This is a genomic window from Paenibacillus apiarius (assembly GCF_017052585.1).
Taxonomy (GTDB): domain Bacteria; phylum Bacillota; class Bacilli; order Paenibacillales; family Paenibacillaceae; genus Paenibacillus_B; species Paenibacillus_B apiarius.
Genome location: NZ_JAFFHZ010000001.1, coordinates 5647080 through 5673531, shown reverse-complemented (window position 1 = coordinate 5673531; position 26452 = coordinate 5647080). Strand labels below are relative to the sequence as shown.

The 26452-nt window shown below is 47.4% G+C and carries 27 protein-coding genes and 2 pseudogenes; 11 read left to right on the top strand and 18 right to left on the bottom strand.

What is annotated here, in order from left to right; genetic code table 11:
- Nucleotides 1-160 precede the first annotated feature (160 nt).
- On the top strand, nucleotides 161-1138 hold the full coding sequence (locus JSQ80_RS25165) for an EndoS/ChiA family endoglycosidase (protein ID WP_206097192.1): 978 nt from the start codon (nucleotides 161-163) through the stop codon (nucleotides 1136-1138).
- Nucleotides 1139-1342: 204 nt separating this feature from the next.
- Here the strand turns inward: JSQ80_RS25165 and JSQ80_RS25160 are convergent.
- From JSQ80_RS25160 to JSQ80_RS25150, 3 genes and pseudogenes are all read right to left on the bottom strand, one after another.
- Nucleotides 1343-2089, bottom strand: a pseudogene (locus JSQ80_RS25160) (IS256 family transposase); the annotation flags it as partial.
- A 41-nt stretch (nucleotides 2090-2130) separates the two neighbouring features.
- A complete protein-coding gene (locus JSQ80_RS30100; RefSeq protein WP_206097191.1) occupies nucleotides 2131-2502 on the bottom strand; it encodes a PEP/pyruvate-binding domain-containing protein in 372 nt (123 codons plus the stop codon).
- Nucleotides 2503-2664: 162 nt separating this feature from the next.
- Nucleotides 2665-3462, bottom strand: coding sequence for a CsxC family protein (locus JSQ80_RS25150; RefSeq protein ID WP_240463805.1), 798 nt, complete (start codon nucleotides 3460-3462; stop codon nucleotides 2665-2667).
- A gap of 276 nt (nucleotides 3463-3738) precedes the next feature.
- Between JSQ80_RS25150 and JSQ80_RS25145 the strand changes: the two genes are divergently transcribed.
- Nucleotides 3739-4140: a CHRD domain-containing protein gene (locus JSQ80_RS25145; RefSeq protein WP_206097748.1), complete on the top strand. Its 402-nt coding sequence runs from the start codon at nucleotides 3739-3741 to the stop codon at nucleotides 4138-4140.
- 183 nt (nucleotides 4141-4323) lie between these two features.
- Here the strand turns inward: JSQ80_RS25145 and JSQ80_RS25140 are convergent, their stop codons facing one another.
- The 10 genes and pseudogenes from JSQ80_RS25140 to JSQ80_RS25100 all read right to left on the bottom strand — a co-directional run bounded on the left by JSQ80_RS25140 (nucleotide 4324) and on the right by JSQ80_RS25100 (nucleotide 13263).
- Nucleotides 4324-5394 carry a right-handed parallel beta-helix repeat-containing protein gene (locus tag JSQ80_RS25140; protein ID WP_206097190.1) on the bottom strand — a complete coding sequence of 357 codons (1071 nt, stop codon included), beginning with the start codon at nucleotides 5392-5394 and terminating at the stop codon, nucleotides 4324-4326.
- Nucleotides 5395-5595: 201 nt separating this feature from the next.
- A complete protein-coding gene (locus JSQ80_RS25135) occupies nucleotides 5596-6399 on the bottom strand; it encodes a cytochrome c oxidase assembly protein (RefSeq protein ID WP_206097189.1) in 804 nt (267 codons plus the stop codon).
- Nucleotides 6389-6889, bottom strand: coding sequence for a DUF2243 domain-containing protein (locus JSQ80_RS25130; protein WP_206097188.1), 501 nt, complete (start codon nucleotides 6887-6889; stop codon nucleotides 6389-6391). The genes JSQ80_RS25135 and JSQ80_RS25130 overlap by 11 nt, the downstream gene beginning before the upstream one ends.
- A gap of 306 nt (nucleotides 6890-7195) precedes the next feature.
- Nucleotides 7196-7327 carry a dockerin type I domain-containing protein gene (locus JSQ80_RS29865; RefSeq protein ID WP_336245855.1) on the bottom strand — a complete coding sequence of 44 codons (132 nt, stop codon included), beginning with the start codon at nucleotides 7325-7327 and terminating at the stop codon, nucleotides 7196-7198.
- A gap of 34 nt (nucleotides 7328-7361) precedes the next feature.
- Nucleotides 7362-9044 carry a DUF4855 domain-containing protein gene (locus tag JSQ80_RS25125; protein ID WP_336245820.1) on the bottom strand — a complete coding sequence of 561 codons (1683 nt, stop codon included), beginning with the start codon at nucleotides 9042-9044 and terminating at the stop codon, nucleotides 7362-7364.
- Between the two features lie 358 nt (nucleotides 9045-9402).
- Nucleotides 9403-10463 (bottom strand): annotated as a pseudogene (locus JSQ80_RS25120) (flavodoxin domain-containing protein); the annotation flags it as partial.
- A gap of 289 nt (nucleotides 10464-10752) precedes the next feature.
- Nucleotides 10753-11385 carry a type 1 glutamine amidotransferase family protein gene (locus tag JSQ80_RS25115; RefSeq protein WP_206097187.1) on the bottom strand — a complete coding sequence of 211 codons (633 nt, stop codon included), beginning with the start codon at nucleotides 11383-11385 and terminating at the stop codon, nucleotides 10753-10755.
- Between the two features lie 75 nt (nucleotides 11386-11460).
- Nucleotides 11461-12423 carry a helix-turn-helix transcriptional regulator gene (locus JSQ80_RS25110; RefSeq protein WP_206097186.1) on the bottom strand — a complete coding sequence of 321 codons (963 nt, stop codon included), beginning with the start codon at nucleotides 12421-12423 and terminating at the stop codon, nucleotides 11461-11463.
- Between the two features lie 253 nt (nucleotides 12424-12676).
- Nucleotides 12677-12964, bottom strand: a complete 288-nt coding sequence (locus JSQ80_RS25105; protein ID WP_206097185.1) for a hypothetical protein — start codon at nucleotides 12962-12964, stop codon at nucleotides 12677-12679.
- Entirely contained in the window at nucleotides 12964-13263 is a 300-nt protein-coding gene (locus tag JSQ80_RS25100; RefSeq protein WP_206097184.1) for a DUF2089 family protein, read from the bottom strand. The genes JSQ80_RS25105 and JSQ80_RS25100 overlap by 1 nt, the downstream gene beginning before the upstream one ends.
- A gap of 387 nt (nucleotides 13264-13650) precedes the next feature.
- Between JSQ80_RS25100 and JSQ80_RS25095 the strand changes: the two genes are divergently transcribed.
- The 3 genes from JSQ80_RS25095 to cysW all read left to right on the top strand — a co-directional run bounded on the left by JSQ80_RS25095 (nucleotide 13651) and on the right by cysW (nucleotide 16575).
- On the top strand, nucleotides 13651-14718 hold the full coding sequence (locus JSQ80_RS25095; protein ID WP_240463803.1) for a sulfate ABC transporter substrate-binding protein: 1068 nt from the start codon (nucleotides 13651-13653) through the stop codon (nucleotides 14716-14718).
- 31 nt (nucleotides 14719-14749) lie between these two features.
- Complete coding sequence (cysT, locus tag JSQ80_RS25090; protein ID WP_206097183.1) at nucleotides 14750-15613, top strand: sulfate ABC transporter permease subunit CysT; 864 nt, start codon at nucleotides 14750-14752, stop codon at nucleotides 15611-15613.
- A 77-nt stretch (nucleotides 15614-15690) separates the two neighbouring features.
- Nucleotides 15691-16575: a sulfate ABC transporter permease subunit CysW gene (gene cysW, locus JSQ80_RS25085; RefSeq protein ID WP_206097182.1), complete on the top strand. Its 885-nt coding sequence runs from the start codon at nucleotides 15691-15693 to the stop codon at nucleotides 16573-16575.
- Between the two features lie 61 nt (nucleotides 16576-16636).
- On the opposite strand, the gene JSQ80_RS25080 is transcribed toward cysW, so the two are convergent.
- A complete protein-coding gene (locus JSQ80_RS25080; protein WP_206097181.1) occupies nucleotides 16637-16969 on the bottom strand; it encodes an antibiotic biosynthesis monooxygenase family protein in 333 nt (110 codons plus the stop codon).
- A gap of 64 nt (nucleotides 16970-17033) precedes the next feature.
- Nucleotides 17034-17963, bottom strand: coding sequence for a glycerophosphodiester phosphodiesterase family protein (locus JSQ80_RS25075; protein WP_206097746.1), 930 nt, complete (start codon nucleotides 17961-17963; stop codon nucleotides 17034-17036).
- A gap of 611 nt (nucleotides 17964-18574) precedes the next feature.
- On the opposite strand from JSQ80_RS25075, the gene JSQ80_RS25070 reads away from it, so the two are divergent.
- Nucleotides 18575-19921: a lytic polysaccharide monooxygenase gene (locus tag JSQ80_RS25070; protein ID WP_206097180.1), complete on the top strand. Its 1347-nt coding sequence runs from the start codon at nucleotides 18575-18577 to the stop codon at nucleotides 19919-19921.
- A 163-nt stretch (nucleotides 19922-20084) separates the two neighbouring features.
- On the opposite strand, the gene JSQ80_RS25065 is transcribed toward JSQ80_RS25070, so the two are convergent.
- Entirely contained in the window at nucleotides 20085-20576 is a 492-nt protein-coding gene (locus tag JSQ80_RS25065) for a GNAT family N-acetyltransferase (protein ID WP_206097179.1), read from the bottom strand.
- 275 nt (nucleotides 20577-20851) lie between these two features.
- Between JSQ80_RS25065 and JSQ80_RS25060 the strand changes: the two genes are divergently transcribed.
- Genes JSQ80_RS25060 through JSQ80_RS25040 form a run of 5 tightly spaced genes read left to right on the top strand, consistent with a single transcriptional unit; the run spans nucleotide 20852 to nucleotide 24365 of the window.
- A complete protein-coding gene (locus tag JSQ80_RS25060; protein WP_206097178.1) occupies nucleotides 20852-21229 on the top strand; it encodes a hypothetical protein in 378 nt (125 codons plus the stop codon).
- A 15-nt stretch (nucleotides 21230-21244) separates the two neighbouring features.
- Nucleotides 21245-21439: a hypothetical protein gene (locus JSQ80_RS25055; RefSeq protein ID WP_206097177.1), complete on the top strand. Its 195-nt coding sequence runs from the start codon at nucleotides 21245-21247 to the stop codon at nucleotides 21437-21439.
- A gap of 26 nt (nucleotides 21440-21465) precedes the next feature.
- Nucleotides 21466-22188: a glycosyltransferase family 2 protein gene (locus tag JSQ80_RS25050; protein ID WP_206097745.1), complete on the top strand. Its 723-nt coding sequence runs from the start codon at nucleotides 21466-21468 to the stop codon at nucleotides 22186-22188.
- A complete protein-coding gene (locus JSQ80_RS25045) occupies nucleotides 22178-23323 on the top strand; it encodes a glycosyltransferase (protein WP_206097176.1) in 1146 nt (381 codons plus the stop codon). The genes JSQ80_RS25050 and JSQ80_RS25045 overlap by 11 nt, the downstream gene beginning before the upstream one ends.
- 7 nt (nucleotides 23324-23330) lie before the next feature.
- Nucleotides 23331-24365, top strand: coding sequence for a polysaccharide pyruvyl transferase family protein (locus JSQ80_RS25040; RefSeq protein ID WP_206097175.1), 1035 nt, complete (start codon nucleotides 23331-23333; stop codon nucleotides 24363-24365).
- Nucleotides 24366-24443: 78 nt separating this feature from the next.
- On the opposite strand, the gene JSQ80_RS25035 is transcribed toward JSQ80_RS25040, so the two are convergent.
- Nucleotides 24444-25313, bottom strand: coding sequence for a GNAT family N-acetyltransferase (locus JSQ80_RS25035; protein WP_336245819.1), 870 nt, complete (start codon nucleotides 25311-25313; stop codon nucleotides 24444-24446).
- A 156-nt stretch (nucleotides 25314-25469) separates the two neighbouring features.
- Complete coding sequence (locus JSQ80_RS25030; RefSeq protein ID WP_206097173.1) at nucleotides 25470-26291, bottom strand: DUF2935 domain-containing protein; 822 nt, start codon at nucleotides 26289-26291, stop codon at nucleotides 25470-25472.
- Nucleotides 26292-26452 lie beyond the last annotated feature (161 nt).

Here is a 26452-nt window from a genome sequence, read left to right as displayed (position 1 = left end):
ATTGCAACTGTTGAAGGCTGTCATAATCGCAATAAGGCTTAGCAACAACGACATTACTTCACCGAAATCGTATTCGGTATAAAGACGGAATTCCCTCTGAAATGTAACCGCTTACTTTATTATCTCAAATATTATCATTTAGGGAAGGGAGTTATCTTTTATGAAGAAAACATCAATGTTGTTAATCTTGTCGACAATTTTAATTTTATCTTTGGTAAGTGGCTCAATTATTACAGCTAGTCCTTCAACTTCTATAGTAAACGAGTTAACTGAAGCTCAAAAAGCTCCTGTAATGATGGCATACTATAGAACATGGCGTGACGTAACCATGCCTCATGATGCAAATTCAACTTTACCATACCCTAATGTGACAGCTATGACAGACATTCCTGAAGAAATCGATATCGTTTCCGTCTTCCACTATGTAAAACCAGGTACAGATGAACAACTATTTTGGGACACGCTTCGTGATACGTATGTGCCTATCTTGCACGAACGTCAAACCAAAGTGATACGCACTATAGACATAAGGGAGCTATATAACGTACCTAGTATTGGTACACTGCCCACATCCAAAGAATATGATGTTCATGCGCAATCCTTAATAGATAAATACTTGACTCCCTACAATTTAGATGGCTTAGATATTGATATGGAGGAAACTTTAACTCAAGAAAAAGAAACAAAAGCTTTTGGTGTTTTTGAAGCTCTGTCTAAACGGTTAGGACCAATGTCGAATAGTGGCAAGCTGCTTATCTATGATACAAACAAAGACAATCATAGTCTATTCAAAAAAGTAGCTCCATTTTGTGATTATTTGTTTCTACAAGCTTATGGCAGAGACCCTGGTAGATTAGATAGTACATGGGCAACTTATAAAGATACGATCTTCCCTGAACAGTTTCTTCCGGGGATATCTTTTCAGGAAGAATTAGGCGCAAACTGGGGTGATACTCAGGAACCATTTGAAACAAGTAGAGCTTACAAATATGCTGTTTGGCAACCGGAAGATGGTCCTAAGGGAGGAATGTTTATCTATGCCATCGATAGAGATGGAAAAGAATATGGAGACAATACAATTACTGAAACAGACTTTAGTTGGACAAAAAGATTAATTGATGTCTTGAAAAATAACTAAATACTTCCCAAAAAGCTGTCTATAAAAAAAGACGGGGGTGTGATCTTGCCCCCGTCAAGTAGACAGTATTAAAACTGAAGTAATAATTTTGTCTAAAACCTCTCATTGTTAAAAAATAGATATAGGCATCCATATCTTTCTTCAATTGCTCGAATGTATTGCACGGGTCTGTCAAGGATTTTGTGTAAACTCATTCATACGAAGCTCCAATCGATCCAGCTCAAGCAATGACATTTCCTCTGTCGCAGCCTTGTAGATAGGCTTCAAGTCCGCTGTCACCTTCTTCAGATCCTTGTAGGAGACATAGCGCGTCGAATGACGAATCTGATGGATGATGCATTTTGGATCTCCGTTTTCGGAAAGCAGGCGGAGATGGCTTGAGAGAAGCCGGTGAGGTTGTCGACACAGGTGATCAGGATGTCCTGCACTCCGCGATTCTTAAGGTCGTTCAGGACGCTGAGCCAGAACTTCGCGGACTCGTTTTCACCGATTCACATGCCCAGTAGGTCCTTGTTGCCGTCCAGATCGATGCCGATGACCATGTGGGCCGCTTTGTTTACGAATGGCGTCCAGGAAAACAACCGAATAAACGCCTTGCAACGGGCGGTTCTGCCACTCCTTAACCAAGGGAATGATCTTGTTCGTTACGTTTGAGATCATCGTCGGGGACACGTCGATGCCGTACACATTCTGGAGATGATCTTGAATCTCCCGTGTACTGACGCCCTTGGCGTAGAGCGCGATAATCTGGTCCTCGATGCCGATGATGCTCGTCTGATTCTTCTTCACCACGATGGGCTCGAACTCGCTGAGGCGGTCTTGGGGAACGGAAATCTGCTGCTCTCCGTACTCACTGGTTATCGTCTTCTTTCTCTTGCCATTACGGCTATTCGCCGTCTGCTTGTTCTGCACATCATACCTCTCATAGCCCAAATGCGTGTCCATTTCTGTTACTTTCATTTTAGTAGATTTAAGAGTTTACACAAAGTATTTTACAGACTCGGTAAATCCTCTGCTGTTGCCAAGGAACGTACTGCCACACGTATTTGATTGCCCATTTGACGATAATATTCACGAATGCGGTTCTCAATCTCCGGCAGCATTGGAATTGCCAGAAACCATTGTTTTGCTGCTTGGCTTTGATATTCAGGATCTTCCGCATGATTTCTTAGTAATTCGTCCAACTTACTGCCTATAACCGTTTGTGCGAGCTGCCGTTTATAAGCTAGAGCCGACACGCTAAATGCCCGTGGAATCGGAAATCCCGCCCGGAACATTTCCCCAAGATTAGCCCCTTTTCCACTTACAAGCGAAATATCTTCTTTGCCTGTGTGATCGAGCCATAGCACCAGATCCTTTTTCAATGATTCGTTCCATCGCAAGCTCGCCTTCGTATGAAACATTATAAGTTGTAAGGAATCCCCTCCTATTTGAACCTTTATAACGAGCGGTAAGCGAGTGAACTGATATGCCTCAAACATGAAAAAAGCTGTCGAGAATTTCTCGGCAGCTAAGCGGTGTTGGTGTTACTTATAATCTTTTTTGTAGTCTTTGCCATAATCTTTTCTATAGTCTTTGTGGTCATCGTGGTCTTTATGGTCTTTGCAATCATCATCATCATCTTTATGGCCCAATGGCAATGGAACTTGCTGCTTTTGCAACACTTTTACGGTTACGTGCACAACGATTTTTTCGCGCAGTTTGCGGAACGTCTTCTCTCTGCGAGGCAGATCATCATCGTAGTCGAAGTCTTCGCCAAGGTCGAGTTCATGGAATCTGACCTTCACCAGTTCGCAGAAAGGCTGCTCGTTAAAGAATACATCGTGACTGAACAATGTTTTATCAAGCCGAGGCGACATTTCGTCTTTGCCCAAGAACTCGAACTCTTCTACTCTTTCGGATATAAGCTCTGGCTTCACTTTGCCGAATTTGATTTCTGTGACACATTGGAAAGGAACGTGCGCCGTCGTATGAAGAATTCTTCCGCAAACAGCAGTATCCGTAGGAGATCTGTCGGCTGTAGCATATTCAATATTTTTGCGGATGAACCCTCTGAGGTACAATTTGGCTCTGGTCACCCATTTGCCATGGAAATCGGTCGGAACCAATTTGCACTGCTCCAAAAATACTTTCTTCTTAATGCGTTTAATTTCCAAGGCAGGTTCATCCAAGCTAATCAGAGCCTCCACGTTAACTTGAACCTCGCGCTCTGCTAATACTAGTGGAACCTTAATCGTTGGCCAATGCGGATCGTGTTTTTCGTTATCGCATTCAGCCAGTGTAGTTGATTCGACAACGCGGCAATCCCGATCATCACAAGACATGTTTTCATTCCTCCTCATAAAAGCTGCTTAATCTTGGTGTTACAGTATTATACTATTACGGGGAGATAGATTTGCTTTGGCGCTTGTCTAAAAAATCAGCCTCTTTTCAGAGTGTATGGGCCAACCGGATTCCTTCACCGGCCACGATATATTTCGTTTCAGAAGCTCCCTTTATCCGTATTTTTTTCGTAAAAAAATCCAAGGCGAATACACAATCCACTCCTTTCTTTTTTGAATATGTTTAAATCATCGTTGCATAGTGAGGAGTGAAGACTTATTAGAACCTTTAGGGCTTTGTTATCTGGACTCAGCGAGGTGCCTCCTGTAAGAACGGTCGCTACCGGGAATGCGATTTTTCAGCTTAGCGCTAACGGCACTCGATTAAGGTTCCGTCTTGTCGTCAATAATATCGCCCGGATCACTCAAGCCCATATCCATCTTGGACGGAGAGGACAAAACGGCCCCATTGTCGCCTTTTTATTCGGACCGTCTAAATTCGGCATTTCCGTTAGACGCGGCGTCGTAAGAGGTGTTTTGACCAACCGCGATTTGGTCGGTCCTCTGCAAGGCAGAACGCTTAATGACTTAATTCGGGAGATCCAAAGAGATAACACTTACGTCAACGTGCATACCGTGCAGCATCCAGACGGTGAAATTCGGGGACAAATCCGGCATTAATTGAAAAGAAAATGATAACGTTGCAATCTTGCCGAAGTAAACGCCCAGACTTTTTTGTCTGGGCGGATAATGAATAGCTTATAGATTTAATTGCTATCGTTCAGTTAGTACAGCTATTATGTATAATTAACTTGATTTCCACAGCTTTGAGGAGGCCATGCTCCCTGGGGGTATTGGAGATTCTTAGTATGCTGTAATGTTTCCTTTGTACATATTGCCCGCCGGGATTCTCGTATTTTGCGTCGCCGATGCGCTTGCGTTGCCGTATCCTGCAACGATGTAGACCGCAGGGTCATCCAGATGCAATGTGTTGTTGATGAACTTGTTGTTGATTCCCCAGCCGGCGACGATCTGATGAAGCTGAAAAGCGTCGACAATGCTGCTGTTGTTATCTTGATAACCGATATTGTTGCGGATCACGGCCTCGTTCCCCTTCACATCAATGAAGCTGTCGGCATAGTTTTTGCCGCTTATTCCCTCCCCGTAGAACGTGCAATTCTCTACAAGCGTGCCAATCGTTCTTTCTTTAATATCGATATGCTCCGCTGTCACATGAGGGCCGATGACCACATTGCGAATCGTATTGTAATGCGTGGCCTGGTTATAGCTGGCTCCTTCGGCAGAACCGACGTACACTCCTTCGCCATACCCCGGCGATATTCTTCCGGTATGATGGATATTCGAGTTTTGTATGGTGCTGTAAGAGCTGCCGTCCCGGAAATGAACGCCCTCAGAGCCGATGTTGTACACTTCTACATTCGTAATGAGCGTATGGTTCGAATGATCCAGTATGATGCCTTTCTGGGCGTTCGTAAATTGGAGATCGCGAATCATCCAGTAGTCGCCGCGCACGCGCAGGCTGAATCCTGAGCCTGTGGAATGACCCGCTAATACGGCCGGATTAGCGGGGTCCTGACTTTGGATGATGATAGGCTGATCCGCTGTTCCATCTGCGTCCGAGGAGAAGCTGCCTTTGTACGTGCCGGGCGCGAGCACAATTTTATTCCCTGGCATCACGTTCTTCAGAGCGCTGGAAAGGCAGGAAGCCGTGCTGCAAGAAATCGCATTCGGGTCTGTTTGCGTAGCGGAATCAGGCTCTAGATCCGTCCCTTGCAACAATGCCGTAGACTGCTCCCCCGCGGAAGCGCCGTTGGCATTCCCTCCAAACGGAACGAAGCTGATAACTAACAGGAAGACGAACCAAAGCCCCGCCGATTTTTTCAGCGTGGTTGCAAAGCGTTTAGGCTTGCTCATTTGCCATCTCTCCTCTTCTTGTCATTTTCATTTAAGGTTGGGTATTGTCGGGTAAGCACTCTAAACCATATTTATAGTTTACTTGAAGGGTATATGCGTTGAAATACCTACTGCCGGATATACGTGGATATTTTGTTAAATGTATACTGATTTTTCAAAGTGAACTTCTATCGATCATGAACCATACACTGGTTTACTCGTTTACCCGGCATCTCCGAACTGACGCATGGCCAACGATGAGCGAGGCCGGGCGGCTCTGAACCATTGATAGCAAAGTATAAAGATCAGAACCAGGTCGATGGCGTCACCGCCGTAGTACATGAGGATGCCGCCAATTTCCGCCTCCGCGGCGGGAACGCCAGCAGGTGGTTGAGCATAGATGCGCTTGGATAAGATACCGTGGCCAGCTAAGGCCATTACCAGCACAATTGCACGGTAGACGAAGCTTGACCGATGCGGTGCCGGGTCAATATAAATCATGGACACGGTAAACAGGTAACCCGAAAGAAATACGTGTACGTGCACAAAAGCGTGAAGAAGGATATTATGGTGCATCGCAGCGTACAAGCCAGTCGTATAGAGTATCCAGAGTCCTCCCACATTAAGGATGGAAGCGGCAACCGGATCGCTAACAATACGAACAGGCAAACTCTTCAGCAAGCGTGAAAGGCGCCGTGCTGCATTCACACTGAGTGTTCGCAGGAGGAGAGTGACAGGTGCAGCTAGCACCATAAGAAGCGGGGCAAGCATTCCTAGGAGCAAATGTGTGACCATGTGTGCTGTAAAATCGATGCTGGCATCATTCGCTAAGGGTCCGATGATCGCGGCGGCAGCGCAGAGAACTCCAATAATCCAGAGGGCGCTGCGGCGCAACGGCCATGGTTTGTGGCGGCGGCTGGTCAAGACCGCAGCAACCATATAACTAACGATTAACAGCATGAATAGAAATGCCAATGTAAGTTCGAAGGGAAATCCGCCCCCTTGATTCATGTGCTCACCTTTCATTTGAGTCGTCCCTTCCCGCCAGTTCTGATCGGGTTCGAATGAGCAGGATGATGCCGATTGCAATCATTGCAGCGGCAGTTAAGTTCCATATCAGATCGTATGGAAGAATATCTACATTATAGCGAATCTGGTGTATCTGCATAAGCTTGTGTTGGATTGTGCCATCGTATAGCTGGAATGCGCCTCCCCCGAGCAATACGCCTCCCCACCACCTTGTAAGCCACAATGCATCTCGGCGCCGAAGGTCTGCGAACATGAACGAAGAGCCAATTGTCGCAAACCAGCTAAAAGCGTGAAACAGTCCGTCTGAGACTAATCCTATATCGGTCGTGGACTTGTCATAAAAATGATGCCAATGAAGTAATTGATGAAAAACAGTTTCATCAATAAAGGCGACTAGACCAAGGCCAAATAGGAAGCCCGCCCATAGATTGCGAGCGGAATAGGTATACCGGGCCGAATAGTGTGAGTGATCGGTTTCAGCAGTCATGGCTCCTCCTTCATGCATATGCGTTGCTATCCGCATTTGAACGTTATATAGTGTTCCTTCCCCAGTTTCCCCAAGATTAACTTGCTGCAAACTGGAGCGCATCTGTTAAAATCCAGATTGAGATAGCATAATTTCGGAGCATGGGCAGAGGAATTGAAAAAGATGAGGTGTTCAGCCCGACTGAATCTGAACTGCGGAGAAGCGCTGCGGAATACGCCTCATATACATAAAGAGACGTTTTAGAGAAGATAGAAATAACAGTGGGGCCGCAGGATGATCTGCGGCCCGCATATTATTCAAGCACTTTTACTTGAGCATGAATCTGGCGACTGCGGCGAGATCCTGAATATCAATTTTACCGTCTCTATTGACATCCATATGCTTCACTTGATCCCAATCCGGACCTAGTTTGGTTTTACCGTAATGGGCGGCAACGATGCCCAGATCGCCGACAGTGACTTTACCGTCCCCATTATAATCGCCCGGCTACTGGAGCCTTATTATCCGCAGCACTTCCTTTTGCAAATTGGTAGAGCTTATCATACAGTTCCCGGATCTCTGGATCTTTGCTTGCTGCCGCATCATGCAATATAGTGCCGCTGCCTTTATAGTACGCTTTATAAGCATGATCCTTAAAACCAAACTGTTCCCCGGCTTCGAGGTATTCCAAAAATCTCTTGCGGAACGCCTTGTCTTTCAGCATCCGGTCGTCGAATTCGAGCTCCACGCCCATACCGTACCGCTTCGCAATATTTGCCGCATCCTTGAGCCGCTCCATATTCAGCTCTTCAAAGTAATAGTTCGGTTGGAAGGCAGACGAGTCGAATCCGACATCTTTCCACATAAAGCTTTTATAACTCAGGAAGTGAGGGATCCAGAATGCCATCAGCCCCTGATCGTGTACGAGACCGTTGATGAAACGAAGGAAATCCGGTCCCGACTTGCTCGTGCTTACTTGCTCATCCAGCCAATACAGGCCGACAAGCTCAAGATTGGAGTATCTGCTCGCATTCCAACGCTGCATAACCTCTTGAATCCACCAGCGGATGGCTTTTTGTCTATTGGCCATAGCCGCTTCTTCGCCGACCTCGCCAGCGTTAAAGTTCTCCGATACTCCATCGCCATCCACATCGCCAAAATTCGATAAATGCTCTCCCGGGTTCGGAATCATCATGACGACCTTAACTTTATGATCGGGCTGCCCCAGCTTCTCGCCAACTTCCTTGGTCGCCTCATTTACTTCATACATATCACCCTGATCGTCGAACGTCTTATCCAGATACCATTTCCATTCCGACAGGTTCGCTTCTCCCTTGCCAAAATCATGTCCTTGCGGAGTCAGCAAACCAAGCATCAAGACGCCGTCAAAGAACCAGTCGGCTAGTTTTCCTTCCTTATTGACATATCCAATCTCAGGAATCAAATTGTCCTTCGTCAGCTTCGGGACGTCAGAATAATAGCCGTTGTATATGAGCGACAAGTTGCGTATTCCTGCTGTGGGCTCTCCCGGCTGCAAATAATTGAATGTTTCGGAAGGCACCTGCTTCGCGCCCTCTGCTTTGCCATCGGCTCCCCAGACCTCAATTTCATCGATGAAGGACCATGCTCTCGGGTGCATGGAGAAGGTTACTTTGACATAACGGGCATAAGCCATCACCGCATCAGAGCCGGCTGTTGGGATTCCATCCTTGCTTCCGTCCCACACATAGTACTGGTCAACCGGCGGTCCATCTACCCACAAATGCTCAGTCGCTCTATGTGCAATCGTACCCCAATGCTCCTTATCGTCGGAGACGTACACCGATACGGTCAGCGGGAAGAGAATAGCCGAAGAAGGCCAATCTTGCAGAAAATGTGCTTTTACACTAGAGATAGATTTGCGCTCACCGAGATCGAGCACGATTTCACGAGTTGTCTTATGCAAACTCCCAACCCATGCGGGATCCAGAACGTTCAAGCCGCCAATCTTTCCATCCGTAAGCTTGTTCCCAGTATCCGGATAACTGGATTCCGGCGCCTCCGACCATTCATAGCTAGCCTCCTTGGCCAGATTGCGAAGTTCCGGTTGATTCTCAGCCGCACGCGCATAGGGAATCGCAGTCAACATCATCACCATGCAAACGGTTAGGGATATCCATTTTTTCATCGAGTTCATCTTTTTCCCTCCTGAGTCTGGTTTACAATCTCTGAAAAATTATCAATTCCCTCCTTAGCTATGAATTCGTTGCAAATGAATGATGACATGCCTCCTTTTAACGATTTGATCGCGATGACTAAGCTTGAAGAAAGAGTCTTCAATGTAACATTAAGAGACCTGTTCCTCGATTCAAAGAGATAACTTATTACTTTTATATACATTTGTTTACCTTATCCCATTCCCCGTGCTGAAAGCCGCCTGTCATTCAAATAAGTTGTCCTTAAACCGTTTGCACACGGAATAATATCCACAAAAAAATGCCCCATTCAAGTAGGAAATCTACTCTAGAGGCAGCTTTGCCATCCCCGCACACATATAACCGCCCGCCTCCGGCAAGGATGCTGATCACATCTGATGAATTCTGTTCCAGCAGATGCTGTACATAGGTTTTGGATATGCTTTCCATGCGGGAAAAAGCCATGTGAAGAGTACTGTCCCGGGACCCACCATGATAATCGGAGTTGTCGGATCTTCGGGGAGTTGAAATCAACGAACATAACGATTTCTTCTTCCGGCCTGCGATCAGCCAAGTAATTAGATGCAACCCCCCGATACTCGCCGCGGCCGCTCCAAGCAGAACCTTGCACGACGCCTACCGTAATGCTGGCCTGCCCGGGGTTGGATCGAGGAGAGCTTGAGATCGAATAATATCTGGGTTTTAGAGGAGGCAGCAGCTCCAAAAACCTTGCGAACGGCATCTCGCAAGCTTCATATTTTTCAAGCAGCTCCAGCATCGAGACGCGTTTCTCCAATATCTCATTCTGATAGACGCCCTCCTCCAACAAAGCTTCCAATTCACGCTTGTGCGGCGTGCGCTTCGATCGCTATTTTCCAACTGAAGTTCACGATTTGCCGTTACCGTTCCGTAAGCAGCATCGTATGCCAGGGCAAGTGGAGCCTGCCAAGCCGCTTGCGAACTGAACGTTAAGGGTGCTTCGTTCCTTCCCCACCCCGTTTACTTGCAGACCGAAAGCGTTCAAGGCGTCAGACCACATGCGATCCCGCCACTCGTCAAGCTGCTTCTCGAAGTCTCCGCTGGCATCAGCCTCGCCACGCAGAGAGAGTCTCCTGGCTCCTTTAAGGGCAAGCTGCTCGTCGATAAGTCTTGGCACGTCCTGATACGTGCTCGCCCAATTGTGGTCTCCACAGCCGAATACCGCATAATGAACTCCTTGAAGCGCACCCGGCTCCACCCCTTCCAGCCATTGCACGAATTCGCGCGTCATTGCCCGGAGGCTTTCCATTATAAGAAGCAGTAACGATGAGCACAGCCCCTTCCTTCGGCAATTTTCCTATCCAATCATTAAGGGATCCAACCTCGCTCCGGACTCCGTGTGCTTGCGCGATTTCCGCAAGCTCGCGTGCGATTCCCTCTGCAAACGTTGATTTTATAATAGAAGAAAACCACGCATTTTGAACAAAGATTGATCAAAATGCGTGGGCTTTATTTTGGGAAATAGATTTAGTTTTTATAAAAAAGATTGATCATTTTCTAACAATGTTATTTCACAATCACGACTGATTCTTGAAGAACGGTCCATCATTATTATCAAAAGAAAATGACATTAAGGCTCATTTAGGAAAACAACATTTATTTCTTTTTATTTTAAAATTGAAAAATGCCTTTTTATAACATCCCTCTTTTTGCCAGTATTGATTTTTGGGCTTATCTATTTATTGAATTCATTAACTGGAAGAAGTATTCAGTTTTATGAGTATTATTTAGATTATACCATGAATGTAATGTATCTGGTGCAAATACATCTAAGATTTTCAGTACTTCCTTCGCAAATTCCAGAGGAGCTATTCCTGATGCAGTAACCAAATTCGCATCAGATACTGCAGGTCCCATCTCATGAAATTTTTCTCCTTTATAATTAGGACAGACCATTTTAATATACTCTAAGTTATTACTTGTATGCTTTCTAGAGTCTAGGTATCCAATATTCGCCAGTCCCTCAGTTGCACCACAAATTGCAGCAACAATAGTGCCAAGCTTTAAGGCTTCCCCAATTTTCTCCAAGATAGGTTGATGAATATCTTCTCCCCAAGTATTCCCTCCAGGTAAAACTATAAGATCTTTACTCTCAAGAGTACACTCATCAAGGGAAATATCTGGTTTTATATTCAGTCCTCCCATTGTAGTAATAATTTCATTAGCAGTTCCTACTGTAACTACTTTTAAAGGTGCTAAATCTTTTTTGAAATATCTTCCTGAGTTTAGTTCAGCAATTAAATATCCATATTCCCAGTCTGACATTGTATTAAATACATAAAGATAAACTTTTTTTGTTTGCATCCAATAACTCTCCAATCACAATTGATATAGCCTATTATAATAAAACTTCCCTGACAGCTAATGTCAGGGAAGTTTTCATACTTGATGAAATTGTATTAATTCCGACAGAACTTCAATAAGTCTTTTCTTAAGACTTTTTGGCTCAATAACTTGAATAGATTTACCGTACGGTAAAAGTAAATAAGGTACATATGTGTGTATTATATCTTTTTCAAGAAGGAATTCTGCTTGATTTGCAGTCCGTTCCTGTAAATAATTTCCTAAAAACCAATGTTGGCAAACATCATTCAGCGTACTTTTATTTCCATTAATAACTAAAGAAATAATCCCTTCCTTATCTTCTATAGTAGGAAGGAGGTTTTTCAAAAAAAAGTCACGTGCTGAAAAATTTTCTGGCCGGTTAAACTTATTTCCAGTTAGCATTAGACTTTCAATTCGCTCTACTCTAAAACTGCGGATATCATTCCTAAGTTGACAAAATCCAATCACGTACCACTTATTATTCCAATAAATAATTCTGTATGGATCAACCAATCTATACTTTGATTGCTCTTTGCCACTTTTATGGTATCGAATTTTTACAGAGTATCCGTCAGCTACGGCCTGCTCCAACTCCTTCAAGAAAGGTTCCATCGAGAGGGTACTTATTCGACTTATTACTTCAAGACTGGTTAAATGTTGGTTTATCTTTGTTTCCTGCTCTTGGTTTGAATATTTGCTTAGCTTTGAAATAGCCCTATTTAGTGCTTCTCCTCCATAATATCCGGCTTCTTCTGCAAAAACAGCAGCGTGAAATAGTGATGTTTGCTCCTCAAAATCAAAAAAAAGTGGAGCTTCAATAAAATTATTCAATAAAGTATATCCACCGTTATGTCCTGTGTCTGAAATTATAGGTACACCACTTGTCGAAAGTGTATCAATATAACGATACACAGTCCTTATATTGATCTCTAACTTTTCTGAAATTTGTTTTGCAGTAATTTTTTCATCTGAGCTAAGCATCCATAGAATTGCTAGTACATTGTCAATTTTAGGCATATAAAGCCACCTCTATATGGAATTTATTATCTATCATATAAGTTTTTCTCCTTAATTAGTATTAAGTATATTTTACTGTATTAATCATTTGAATTTAACGTATTTTCCTTGAATTATACTATTCTGTCTTGTTAGTTTAAGTATAATTCTTTACAATATATCCCTAGATTTTGGATTAAGAAAACAATCCTGCTAATATTTCAACAGGATTGTTGAACAAACTTTATTACAAATGAACAATCTTCATATTGGATTACATATCATGAAACGCGATTTTTTCCAATTCTTTCTTTCTTTTGACTTTTACGGATGCTCTTCCTTTAACCCATGCGAGTAATAAAATCGCCGTACCGCCAAGCGCTGCCAAAATCATTGAGACTTCTTTACCTTCGTTAAATACTCCTGATAACTGCCCATATCCAAAAAACGAAATATAAATCCCTGGCAAGATAGCTCCCCAATATGCGTTATGTCTTCTGGACAGGTAATATTGAATTCCTAGTATTGCTAGTGCACCTAAGAATTGAATCACATGAAGCATCAATGATCATCTCTTTCCTTTTTATATTTATCGATAATTATTTTTGCCACTTCTAAGCTAATTCGTTCATCAATTACTAAATTTTTAATCATATTAACGAACTCTACTTCGTCCTCTTTGCTATGCAGTTCAATTTTTTTTATTAGCCTATCCAACTTAGCCCTGACGGTTGGATAAGAAACGTCATACACTTGGGACATATTCTTTAGAGAACCCGAATTGATAATAAACTTCCTTATAAATTCAAGGGACTCCTTATCCAAAGCTAAAATCCAAGATGGGATTTCTTCACGTTCCATTAACTTCCCTCCTTTTTTTAATTATATTAACTTAAATATTAATTTTATTCAACTTTATTTTAATTATGTTGATTACCTGTCTATATATATCGTATTAACAGGCATTTTGGAATAAACTGGCTTCTCATTCGACGGGATAAACTGATATAAAGCGCTTACAAACAGCAGCCAGCCTTATCTTTTTACGACTTTGGAAACAAGTTGCAATGCCGTAAATCTTCGTTGACTTCCGCCCAAAACTGCTGATAACATACATGCATATCACGTAATTACCAAGTTGTCCTATCGGATTTAAAACAAGCGGGCGCGAGCAAATACTATGCTGCGTTGCCGTACGGAGCGTCTCCGCTTGGAACCGGAGCGCTGCGAAGAGAGGAGTCATCCAAGATGAGCGGTAGACAATACCGAAAAAAGATTATCCTATGGGTATTCATCGCAGCCATGAGCTTGACCGCTGCCTGTGGAAGCGGCGCAGCCGGAACGAAGACGGGCGGACCAAGCGGAACAGCTGCCGTCGGGACAGAGCCTGTCGTGCTCCAGAACGTATCCTACGATCCGACGCGCGAGCTGTACGCGGATTACAACAAGGCGTTTGCGGCTTATTGGCAGGAGAAGACGGGACAGTCCGTAACCGTGAAGCAGTCCCATGGCGGCAGCGGCAAGCAGGCGCGCTCCGTCATCGACGGGCTGCAGGCGGATGTCGTCACGCTGGCCTTGGCCTACGACATCGATGCCGTCCAACAAGCGGGCCTAATCAAGGAAGGCTGGCAGACGCGCTTGAAGGACAACAGCGCTCCCTACTACTCCACCATCGTCTTCCTTGTGCGGAAGGGCAATCCGAAAGGCATACGCGATTGGAACGACCTCGTGCAGCAGGGCGTCCAGGTCATCACCCCGAATCCGAAGACCTCCGGCGGAGCGCGCTGGAATTACCTCGCCGCCTGGGGGTATGCGCTCGCGGCGAGCGGCGGCGATGAGGAGCAAGCGAAGGAATGGCTGCGCGGCCTCTACCGCAACGTGCCCGTTCTCGACTCCGGCGCGCGCGGAGCAACGACAACCTTCGTGGAACGCGGCATTGGCGACGTGCTTATCTCGTGGGAGAACGAGGCATTCTTGGCGGCGAATGAGCTTGGCAAGGATGAGTTCGAGATCGTTGTGCCGGCCGTGAGCATCTTGGCGGAGCCGCCGGTGGCCGTCGTGGATGGAATCGTGGAAAAGCGGGGAACACGCAAGGTGGCGGAAGCTTATCTCGACTATTTGTATAGCGACGAAGGGCAAGAGATAGCCGCTAAGCATTATTACCGGCCGCGGCTCGAGAAGGCTGCCGCCAAGTATGGGCAGCGCTTCCCGCAAGTGAAGCTGTTGACCATCCAAGATCAGTTTGGCGGCTGGGCCGCGGCGCACAAGAAGCATTTTGCCGACGGCGCTTTGTTCGACGAGATTTATTCACGTTGAAACTTCGGAAAAAAGGAGGCTGCAATGCCCGATGACTGCCACACCAACCCCAAAGCGGGCGCCGCATAAGGGCAAGTCGTATGCGGTCCTCCCGGGTTTGCGCATCACGCTAGGGTTTACGATCGGCTATCTGTCGCTGCTCGTGCTCATCCCGCTGTCCGCCGTCGTTCTGAAGTCGCTTGAATTGAGCTGGGGCGGCTTCTGGGCAACCGTCTTCGATGCCCGCGTGCTTGCAGCTTACCGCATCAGCTTCGCGACGGCGTTGGCGGCCGGACTGATTAATGTCGTATTCGGCTTTATTGTCGCTTGGGTTCTGGTGCGGTATTCGTTCCCCGGCAAGCGGCTGCTTGACGGCATCATCGACCTGCCGTTTGCGCTGCCGACCGCGGTGGCGGGCATCGCGCTTACGTCGATCTACGCCGAGAACGGCTGGATAGGCCGCTGGCTGTACGCCATCGGCATCCCGAGCGCTTATTCCGCCGCCGGCATTGCGATCGCCCTGACATTCATCGGTCTTCCATTCGTCGTACGCACGGTGCAGCCCGTGCTGGAAGCATGGGAGACAGACGTCGAGGAAGCCGCCGCCACGCTCGGCGCGAAGCGGTTGACCGTCTTCCGCCGCATTATCGTGCCGCAGCTGCTCCCGTCGCTCTTGACGGGATTCGCGCTAGCCTTCGCCCGCGGCATCGGGGAATACGGATCGGTCGTCTTCATCTCCGGCAATATGCCATATCAGACGGAAATCGCGCCGCTGCTCATTATGACCAAGCTGGAACAATACGATTATGCGGGCGCCACGGCCGTCGCGCTCGTTATGCTCATTCTGTCCTTCCTGCTGCAACTGCTCATCAATGCGCTGCAATGGAAGGCTGCACGCCGCATGACATCGCCATGAACCGTATGACGGAGCCATCGCCATCTGCCTGCTGTTGTCCGTCTACCGTTACTATCAACAATAAGGAGGATTGACGCATGGCCGGTTCTCATTCCTATCCCGGCACCACTTCCCCGCCAGCCCGCGGGACGGCCCGCAAGCTTGCGCATCGCGCCGGCTGCACGACCGAATCGCCGCTCGCCCGCCGGCTGCTCATCGCCGTTGCGCTCGGCTTCATCGGGCTCGTCCTGCTGCTCCCGCTTGCGGCCGTATTCGTGCAGGCGTTCAAGCGGGGCGCGGACGTCTACTTCGCGGCGCTGACCGATCCGGACGCTCTATCGGCTATCCGGTTGACGCTGTTAACGGCGCTTTTCGTCGTGCCGCTGAATACGATATTCGGTATAGCCGCCGCATGGTGTCTCACCAAGTTCGCCTTCCGCGGCAAGCAATGGCTCATTACGCTCATTGACCTGCCATTCTCCGTTTCGCCGGTCATTGCAGGCTTCCTCTTCATTCTGCTGTTCGGCGCGCACGGCTGGTTCGGTTCGTGGCTGGCGGCGCACGATGTGCAGATCGTGTTCGCCCTCCCCGGCATCGTGCTCGCTACGCTGTTCGTCACCTTCCCGTTCGTGGCGCGGGAGCTCATCCCGATTATGCAATCCCAGGGCACGCTTGAAGAAGAAGCGGCCGCCACACTGGGCGCCAAGGGCTGGAAGATGTTCCGTCACATCACGCTGCCGAACATCAAATGGGGGCTCCTGTACGGCATTGTCATCTGCAACGCCCGCGCCATGGGCGAATTCGGAGCCGTATCGGTCGTCTCCGGCCATATCCGCGGCGAGACGAACACGCTCCCCCTGCATGTGGAAATCCTCTATAACGAATATCAGTTCTCTGCCGCGTTCGCCGCGGCCTCGCTGCTGGTCGCCGTTGCGCTGCTCACGCTTGCAGCAAAGCAGTGGCTCGAACGGAAACGCGTCTGAAACCGAACCTTTTCGTGAAAAGAACATCTATATCAGATGTCTTTTCACGAAAATTAATTTTTTATACTTCTTTGAGGGAGTATTCTCTTTCTACTCTACAGATTCTCGTTATGTAATTTTCGTACCAAATTGTTTTTCCTTCTTCCTGTGCCAACAGATGCGCTTCGTTTGCTTTCCAATTTCGAATTGCATCCATCGATTCCCAGTATGAAATCGTTATTCCGAAACCATTGGCATCACGAACACTTTCCGCTCCCAAAAAGCCTGGTTGTTTGGACACCAATGACACCATATGATTTTCCATATTTTCGTAGCCATACTCTCCTTCCGTGCGCTGACTTGAGAAGGTAACCGCAAAATAAGGCGGCTTTGGTGTTTTAGCGAATTGACTCATCCCGTCCATCTCCTTTGCCATCTTTCATGTTGGTATGCATAGAATTGTATTACAAAAGCTCACTCTATTGCTCTATCTCTTTCTCGTGAAATAGCGGTGCGATTTTATCGATTCTATTCGTCCATAAGCCGCCAGTATAATTAGAAGGCAGCCGTTGCACATCCTCCGCTGTATCGAAGCCTTCTGACCATCCACCATCACCTGCCACGACAATGACTCGAGTGCCTGCGTTTTCCATGCGGCTCAAAAATTTTCCCGGCCATCCCCACAACCAAGGAACAAATTTTTCAGGAATGTGCAATTGTGTTTTTTCGCAAGGAGACGGAACATATCCGGTCCAACCTGCAGCAATATAAGGAATTAAGCAGCTCTTCAGCGTAGCCTTAGACATCACTCGGAGTTCCGGGAGTTGTCGCTTTAACGCAGCTACAGGCTTATCTCCTCCGTAAACCGTTATTAGGCTCAGCCGTTGATTTGATAATTTAGCGAGATGTTGAGCAAGCTGCACTCCCTCTTCCGGATCGTCACTTTTCATATGAATTAAAAAGGAGCGTTCTGGAAAATAGGCCAGCACTTCCTCCATTGACGGCATAAGTCCTATCCCTTTTCCTCTGAAAGGATACGTTTTTCCGTTATCAGCCGTGTAACCGTAACCGATATCAATTTGCTTTAATTGCGTCATGGTGTAGTCTTTGGTCATGCCTTCAACATTAGTCCGGCATTCAAGAGTCCAGTCATGGAAAACAGCGAATTGGCCATCCTTGGTCGGTTTTATATCGAATTCAACCATATCAGCCCCAGCTTCAAATGCGGCTTCCATAGATGGGATTGTATTTTCCAAGTAAGGATGTTCAGGTGTATGAATTCGCTCTGCCGTACATGTGTCACCCTCTATACCTTCCATGCTGAAGGTTTGTGCAAGCCCCCGATGAGCAAGCAAGAAAGGGGCCTCACTGCGATGATTCGTAAACAAATTACTGTTATTCAGGTACATAAATAAAAATAGAAAGAGAAAGAACAAGAAAACTTTGCTTCGTACTACTTTTTTTAACTTTATACTTATACCCTCCGCCAGAACTAAGATGTACAGATCTCACCCTCTTTTTATATTGACGTCATATAAACGAGTTTCGTTGCACTATTCTGCCCGTTGTATTTAGTGGTAATTGCAGATGACGTGATATTGAAGGAAGAGAAAGAAATGAAAATAAATATTCAGAAATGCCCGCGTAACGGAGAAAACGAGTGAAAATGAAATGGAATTCCATCTGCAGCGGCTCTCCTGACTCCAAAAGTCATTTTGAGTTAAAGCGCATTAATGTATATAATAATCGAGACTTCCGTTTGCTTCTGCTTAGCCCTTTCAACAGTGAACGTCCCCACTCCCTTATCTGATACCTGCCGCAATCCATGCCGTTTTTCATATCCGCACCCAAGCGAGCACATCCGATGGATTCGTTTAAGCGCGTAAATATTTATGCTGGTGGATCATCCCGTCTTTTTGTCCGGTATAAGCTCAATTTGAGTTTTTATACAATTTATGCGAAATGGAGGGAGCCGTTTTTCTTTTAGGTCTCAAATGAAAATCGAACTTAAAGGAGGAAAATGATTTTGGCTTGCAATCGTTTTTCGAATCCGCTCATGAAAAATGTGTTACTCACATGCGGCATGATGCTTGGTCTCCTGTTTGTCATGATGGTATTCTCCGGCAAAGCTTTTGCCCACGGCTACATCGATTCGCCAAGCAGCCGCGCGGACTTGTGCGCCAAAGGCGTGAATAAGAAGTGCGGCTCAATTATTTACGAACCGCAAAGCTTGGAAGCCTATAAAGGCTTCCCTGCTGCCGGACCGGTTGACGGAAAGATCGCTAGTGCCAATGGGGCTTTCCCCGAGCTCGACCAGCAATCGTCAACCCGCTGGAGCAAAGTTAACATTTCTCCCGGAACGACAACCTTCCATTGGACGATTGAAGCCAATCATGCGACAACGAGCTGGAAGTATTACATCACGAAGCAGGATTGGAATCCGAATGCGCCGCTAAGCCGCGCTTCGTTCGATCTGACTCCATTCTGCAACGTGGACTACAAAGGAAAGCAGCCGCCCCACTCCTACTCGGATACGTGCAATGTGCCAAGCCGGACCGGATATCAGGTCATCTTGGCGGTATGGGAGATTGCAGACACTGCGAATGCATTCTACAACGTCATTGACGTTGACTTCGGCGGCGGTGCTCCTGTAGACACATCTCCTCCTACCGCTCCAACCAACTTGGCAGTATCGAATATCGGTTCTAACCGCGCAACCTTGTCCTGGAGTGCTTCGACTGACAATGTTGGTGTTACCGGCTACAAAATATACAGAGGATCAAGCTTAGCCGCGACTACGAATGGAACTTCTCTCTCTTATAATCTCATCGGCCTGACGGCTAATACTGCCTATACTTATACGGTACGCGCGGTGGACGCTGCTGCTAACGAATCTGCCAACAGCAATGCCGTCACGTTCACGACACAGGCGCCGCAGCCTGATGCGGTGCCGCCTACTGCTCCTACGAATTTGTCTGCTTCAAATATAACCGCCTCAAGCGTAACGTTGTCATGGGATGCTTCTACAGATAACGTGGGCGTTGCAGGCTATCGAATTTATAACGGTTCGACACTGGTGTCTGCAACGAACGGACTGACTTATAAGGTGACCGCGTTAGAGCCGAATACCTCGTATACATTTACGGTGATTGCTTTTGATGAAGCTGGCAATGTATCGCCGAACAGCAATGCGGTACGCGCAACGACAGCCCCAGCCCCGGCCGTTGCTCCTTGGGCTCCTGATACAGCTTACGAAGCAGGAGCGCTCGTCTCATACAACGGACAAACGTATGAAGCCCGTGTAGCGCATACTTCGTTAGTGGGCTGGGAACCGCCTAATGTTCCTGCCTTATGGCTGTTGAAATAAAGCCGTTATAGTGAAACAAAAGCCACAGGCCGTTCCGGGTGCTCCCAGGTCAGCCTGTGGCTTGCTGCGATATAATTATTTGATAGGCACAATCATTTCCAGTTCTTTGATGTACATAACTAGGCGTTTCTCAAAGTTGGCCGTCCATGTCAGTCCATCCTCCTTAGAATCCCTTCCCCATCCCTTCGGCATCAGCAGATTCAGTCTTGTTCTTCTGGAAAAAGGCCAATATCAGCCCGGGAGCTGCTTCCTGCTCACGGACCAGCTCATAGCCATTTTTCTCGTATAACCGTTTGGCTGGTTCATTGCGCGCTCCAGTAGCGACAATGAACATATGTGCATCAGGGTGCATGCGTTCGACATGCTGCAGCAAAGCTTGAGCGATACCCCGGCGGAAATAATCCGGATGGACGATCATCCGGTGGATGTCGATCGTCTCTCCTTCCTGTTTGTAGGAGACGGCACCCGCTAATCGCTCGCCGACGTAATAACCGTGGAATGTTTCTCCGCATTGCTGCAACGATGAGATGTTGTCCTTCAAAGGCGGGATGTCCTCGAATCGGATGAGATCCGCCTCCACCCGGTAAGCCGGTAACTGAACGGCCAGGACTTGACTTGCCGTCTGTTCGTCAACAATCGATATCCGTTTAATCATGACATTCTCCTTCGGTATGAATAGAGTTAGTCTTTATATACCAGCTGCAATACTATCATTCAAGAAGTATTTGCAAACATTCTCCTCGAATTGCCGCCTTTTTGCGATACCTTCCATATGAATCTACTAGCTTTTGAGTCGACGAATCCGAGCCCCAAGATGCCTCTTTAATCCGTTCAAACGAACATATTTTGCATGAGGACGGAGAGAAGTTTAGTCACCGAATCTACTTTTGTATACTCTATTAATATGGCAATGGAAGGCAGGTGGAGATTATGAGAATATCAGTAAATGAAAAGGAGCTGCGAGAATATTTTGAAGGATTGACTCAGATTATGAAGCAAGTGGTCAAAGAGTCTTTCTCTGGGGACGAGCAGCAAGCAAGCCGTCTCATTCAAGTGCTGCGGACAGCGATTCGGGAAGAGATGTGGAACGACTCCGCGCCGGCGCATTCGGGGCATGGAGGCTCCGTTTCCCCGCTGAAGCAGCCGATTGAGAGATACGTTCATCGCCAAGTTGAATTGACCTCGTTCGGAGGAACCATTCAAGGCACGGTAACCGAGGTCGGAGAAGACTATGCAGAAATCAGCGAGCCGGATGGAACGGCTGTGCTCGTGCATTTGAATCAAGTCATCTCGTTCCAAACCCAATAGAAGAAGGTGATTAGGATGAAAGAAAAGCTCCGTTCATTAATTGGAAAACAGGTGCAGGTGGCAAGCGCATTGGACATGACGACAGGCGTTCTTGTATCTGTCGACGACACGAAGCTGACTGTCCGCACTTCCGGATTTCCGGGATATGACAATGGACACTATGCCATATTTCAAATCAATATGGTGTCATATGTCCGCGTTGTCGCCTGACTAAATGAAACAAGGTGGTGAAAATGATGACCTACCCACGAATGCCTGGTCTCGTAAGCATCGTCATAACGAATTACAATAAATCAGCTTTTTTGATAGATTGCCTCGACGCCATGTTGCGGCAAACCTACCCGAACTGGGAAATTATTCTCGTAGATGATGCCTCTACGGATGATTCATTGAAGCGAGTGGAGAACTGGCTGAATCACAATCGGCAGCAGTTGGCCGAACGGACGTTTATAACGTTGCCCCTTCCCCGGAATATCGGGTATGCCGGGGCCATGACCGCCGGCTTTTATTTGGCCAAAGGAGAATTTATAGCGGTTCATGATTCGGATGATGTGTCCCATCATGAGCGTCTGGAGCGCCAAGTGTCCTTTTTGCAGGGACGTCCGGATATTGAGCTGGTGGGAACCAACTATGAAGTTTTCGAGCAGAACCTGATGGAGCAGAGGTCAAAAGCAGGCTGGATCCGGTACGGGGATCAGATCCGCAAGGTATATGCGAGCGGCGGCCACTGTGTATGCCATGGCACCATTTTGATGCGCGGCGGCCTTTTCGATCGAATCGGCGGGCACACAAGGAGGATAGAAGGTGCGGAAGACTATGAATTTATAGCTAGAGCATTAAGCGGACACAGCCTGAATATCGAAAATATGCCCGATATCCTTTACTATTACCGGAAGCACCCTAACCAACGGTCCCGTAAATACTTTGGAAAAGATCGGTTGAAGCGCAATGAGAACTAATGCTTACCGAGTGTTGATGGTGATGGATAGCTTGGCAGTCGGAGGCACGGAAACCCATGTGCTAAGTCTTGTTAAAGGGCTGCAAAAGCTAGGCGTTAAACCGGTCTATGCCGGAGCGAGCGGCTTGATGTACAATTCCTTCGCGCAAGCGGCCTGTCCGATTCATGCGATTGATCTGACGGCAGGCGCCTTTATGCTGGAAAGCTCGCAAAAACAAACCATTCGGACGCTGAAGCAAATTATGCGGCACCGCAAAATTGATGTCGTCCATGTGCATCAAACCCCTTCGGGAATGTATGCGGCCATGGCGGCTAAAGATCTGGGCATCCCCGTTGTATTTACCGTCCACGGGGCTTATTATCCCGAGGGGCAATTGATTCGCACGTCCCAATGCAGCGATGCGGTCATCAGCGTCAGCAAGCCCGTCCAGCGGTATTTGGACAATATGGGCATTGCTTCGATTCTGGTGCCGAACGGGATCGACACGGAGGAATTCTATCCGGTCCCCTCCCATGATCTGCGGAACTCACTGGAGATTCCGGATGATGCCAGCGTTGTCGTATATGCAAGCCGGTTGGCTTGGGATAAAGCCATCGTCTGCAACCTGTTGATTATGGCTGCCGCACGGCTGCGCAAGGCGGAGATGCCTGGCTTGCACGTGGTCGTTGTCGGCGATGGCCTCCAATTCCCCGAAATTAACGAGATGGTTAAAACCATTCATAAAAATACCGGACAACCCTTCATTCATATGACTGGCAATCAGACGAAAGTCCGGGAATATTACGGTCTTGGAGATATCGTGGTCGGCACGGGACGGGTTGCCCTGGAAGCGATGGCTTGCGGGAAGCCGGTACTGGCCATCGGAAACCACGGCTTCTTCGGAATAGTCGAGCCGGCCGTATACAGACAAGCATGGGACTATTATTTCGGAGATCACGATTCCGAACGCAAGGCGACGGAAGAGGCCGTAATCGAATCATTGAGAAAAGCTCTATCCGATCGGGAAGGCCTCAAGAAGATCGGCGCGCAAGGTCGACGGTGGACACTGAAGCATTTTGATATTAACAACATCGTTGCGCAGATGGATGAAATTTATACAGCTGTTCAAGCCCGAAATCCAATAACGGGAGTGTGATGTCAACGTGAAGAGTATTTTATATTTAGGATGGATTGGATTCAACAATCTGGGCGACGAATGGATGTGGGCCATGTTCGAGCAAATGGCGAAGCTGCATCTGAGCCCGGAAAAGTATAAGGTCATTCCTTCGATGCCTGGAGTCGATCTCAAAGATCTGTCCGGGTATGACACGGTTGTTATGGGAGGCGGCTCCCTGCTGATACCTGGTTATCTCGATATCTTGCATGAAGCCGTCCGGCAAGAAAAACGCGTAATCATTTGGGGCAGCGGCCACGATCGCTTGAATCCGTTCAGCTTCGGCTCCGGTGAGCCTGCCGAGAACAAAGAATTTTGCGTTAAAGTGCAAGAAGTCGTCGAAAATGCTGCTTTCTGCGGTGTACGGGGGCCGTGGACGTTCGAATATATGCGGCAAATGGGCGTTTCGATGGATCGGGTAACGGTGAGCGGCGATCCGGCTATGCTTGCCTCTCCGCCAGCGTCTGACGCGAAAGAGACGGGCGAACGGTGGATCGGCATCAACTGGGGCACATCCTATAACCGGATTTACGGCAAGGATGAGGCGTACGTCGAGAATCAAGTGGCTTCCGCGGCCAGCTCCCTAATCGAGGAAGGGTACAAGCTGTATGTGTACCCGGTATGGGGGCCTGACCGGGAGGCTTGCAAGCGGCTGTACGATAAGATCGCGGTTCCCGATAAAGTGGTGTACGATGCAGAAGTGCATTCGTACGAACATTATTTGCAACTCATGAAACGGTTCGATCTCACCATCAACTTCAAGCTGCACGCCAACGTTCTCTCCGCAGCGGCGGATGTTCCTTTCATCTGCTTGGGCTACCGCTTCAAATCGTTCGATTTCACCCATTCCATCGGTCTTCCGCAATTGGCCATCTCCACGGACGCGTCGCAGCTGGCCGAGCGCATTCTGAATGCGGCGGCTCATGCGCAAGCCAATAGGACCACTATTCTCAACCATATCGGCAACCATCGGCAAGCGGTCAAAGCAAACTTGGAACAGCCTTTTCTGGAGCAATTATTTTAACGCAGGATGAGGGGATCGGCATCCTCAAGCCGGAACATTAAAGCGGGAGATCCCCCGCCCTTCGGGGCGGGGGCTCTGCTACCCGAAAATCTGAGCCGCGATGCCAAAAAGAGCTTGATTTCTTGTTGGCAAGGAGCTTGAATTTTTGAGCATGACAGGCGGTTGACCCACTTTCACAAAACCAGACATTTCCAGGTTCGAAACAAATGAAGCGTGCCCGTCCGGCACATCGATTCTTAATCTTCCTCGATATCCTCGCGCAAGCTCGCGAATGATGTGAGCTGCGACGATGTCGTTCGCAGCTGATATAGGTCCAAGGATCATATTGACCGGTCCTGCAATGCCTAATCCATACCCCGTCACACTTCCATCTCTTTGTACGGCGACTACGCCCTGTCTCGCTTGTTGAATTCGCGCTGCAAGGAACGGGCCCCTATCTGCACCCACAGCGTCCCGGTCCATGGCTCGAACTTGTTCGAAGTGAATATCGGATAATGGAAGCACGTCGAATGTCATCCCTCCCTCTTCTTCGGAAAAGGGCGCATAAGCATCGCAAATCAACTTATGGACACAAGTCACAGCATGAAAGCCCAATCTTTCATACAGTGGCTTCCCTTCTTGGGTCGCAATCAGCATAATCGTCACATCATCAGGCACGGAGTAAATGCAAGCCTCTGTCAGTTCCTGGCCTAACCCGTGGCCCCGATAGCTTTCGCTAACGATTACCATCCCGATAGAAGCCAACTTTTCGTCATAAGGAATAATCGCCGCGCTGGAAATAATCTCTCCGTGCTCGTTTTTATGACCATATATCGTTCCAGCTGACATGACCGTGCGAATTTCTTGTTCGTCGTAATCCCAGCCAACGGACGCTGATAATTGAATAAGTCCGGCCGTATCTGGATGGGCCAGCTTGACCATCCCGAATCTCTTTTGCCTCCGGTTCACAAACACCCCCCCTTTCATTCCTATCCTATTCTTTTCCTATTTTACCACATGGGAAAAGATGTATCCCATCCAGCCGAAGCAGTGAAGCCTTGATTGCATAGCAAACAAGCCAGTCCTATTGCGACTGGCTTCATAAATTATTTAGATAGCTTTTATTCAATGTTCTAACTGTTGAATCGGAACAGGGTATCCTGACAAATGCTGTTCAAACATCTCGATAATAAAAAGAAATCTTTCAGCTTCGCGAAACACATGATCGGCTAACAAAGGGTGGATAATACTTTTTATTCGGCAAGCCTCTATCAATTCACGAGCTGTTTTCTTGAAATCACGCAAAGCTTTTACCGATACTCTGTTTTGGTCCAAAAATTGATCGAGCAGCGGAACGGTTTGCGATTGAGGGCGCATGGACTCTAAATCTTTAGCTTGAAATAGCAATTGGTCGAAATCATGGCTGAAACCGCGTGCTTGTTCAACTAGCTGCCGCTCCGAAGGATCCAGCAGATGGCTTATGAATTTAGCGTGATCTGCCATAATGCGCAGGAAAAATACATTTTCATCGATGATGGCATCAGGCAGCGGCTCCAGTCTTCCCGTATTTAATTCTTCTAACCGATTTCTGAAATAATTAGCTTCTCGGCTTGTATGATCAACTAATAATGGGAAGTTATTCCCCCCTGGAAGCTGGCAGCTTACGATGAGACCCAGCACCTTTCTTTTGAAGGCCCAGATATGAGAAGCCGCATTCTGAACTTCCGAATTAAATCGAATCATAATCTGAGGATCTGTATCAACAGATAATGCATGGGCTCTGTTTTCAATTGCTTCAAACACGGTGTAAAAATGATTAGCCTCATTAATTAACAGAGTATCTTCACATCTAAAGCCCAATCTAAGAAACAGGGAATGCTCCTTCATGATACGGGACCAAAAGCGTATTTCATCAATGGAACGAGCCACAAAGGCATCGTGTGCCAATCGCGCAAACCTCCCAAATAAGTATGTTTACTAGAAATCATATGTGCGGGAAGCTGCTATTTAGAACAATAAATTTTCTTTACGTGCTTACCTGATGTTTGCGGAATACAAGCCGCGTCCCCCATACCAGCAATCCCGTGACAACGGCAATGACAGACAAA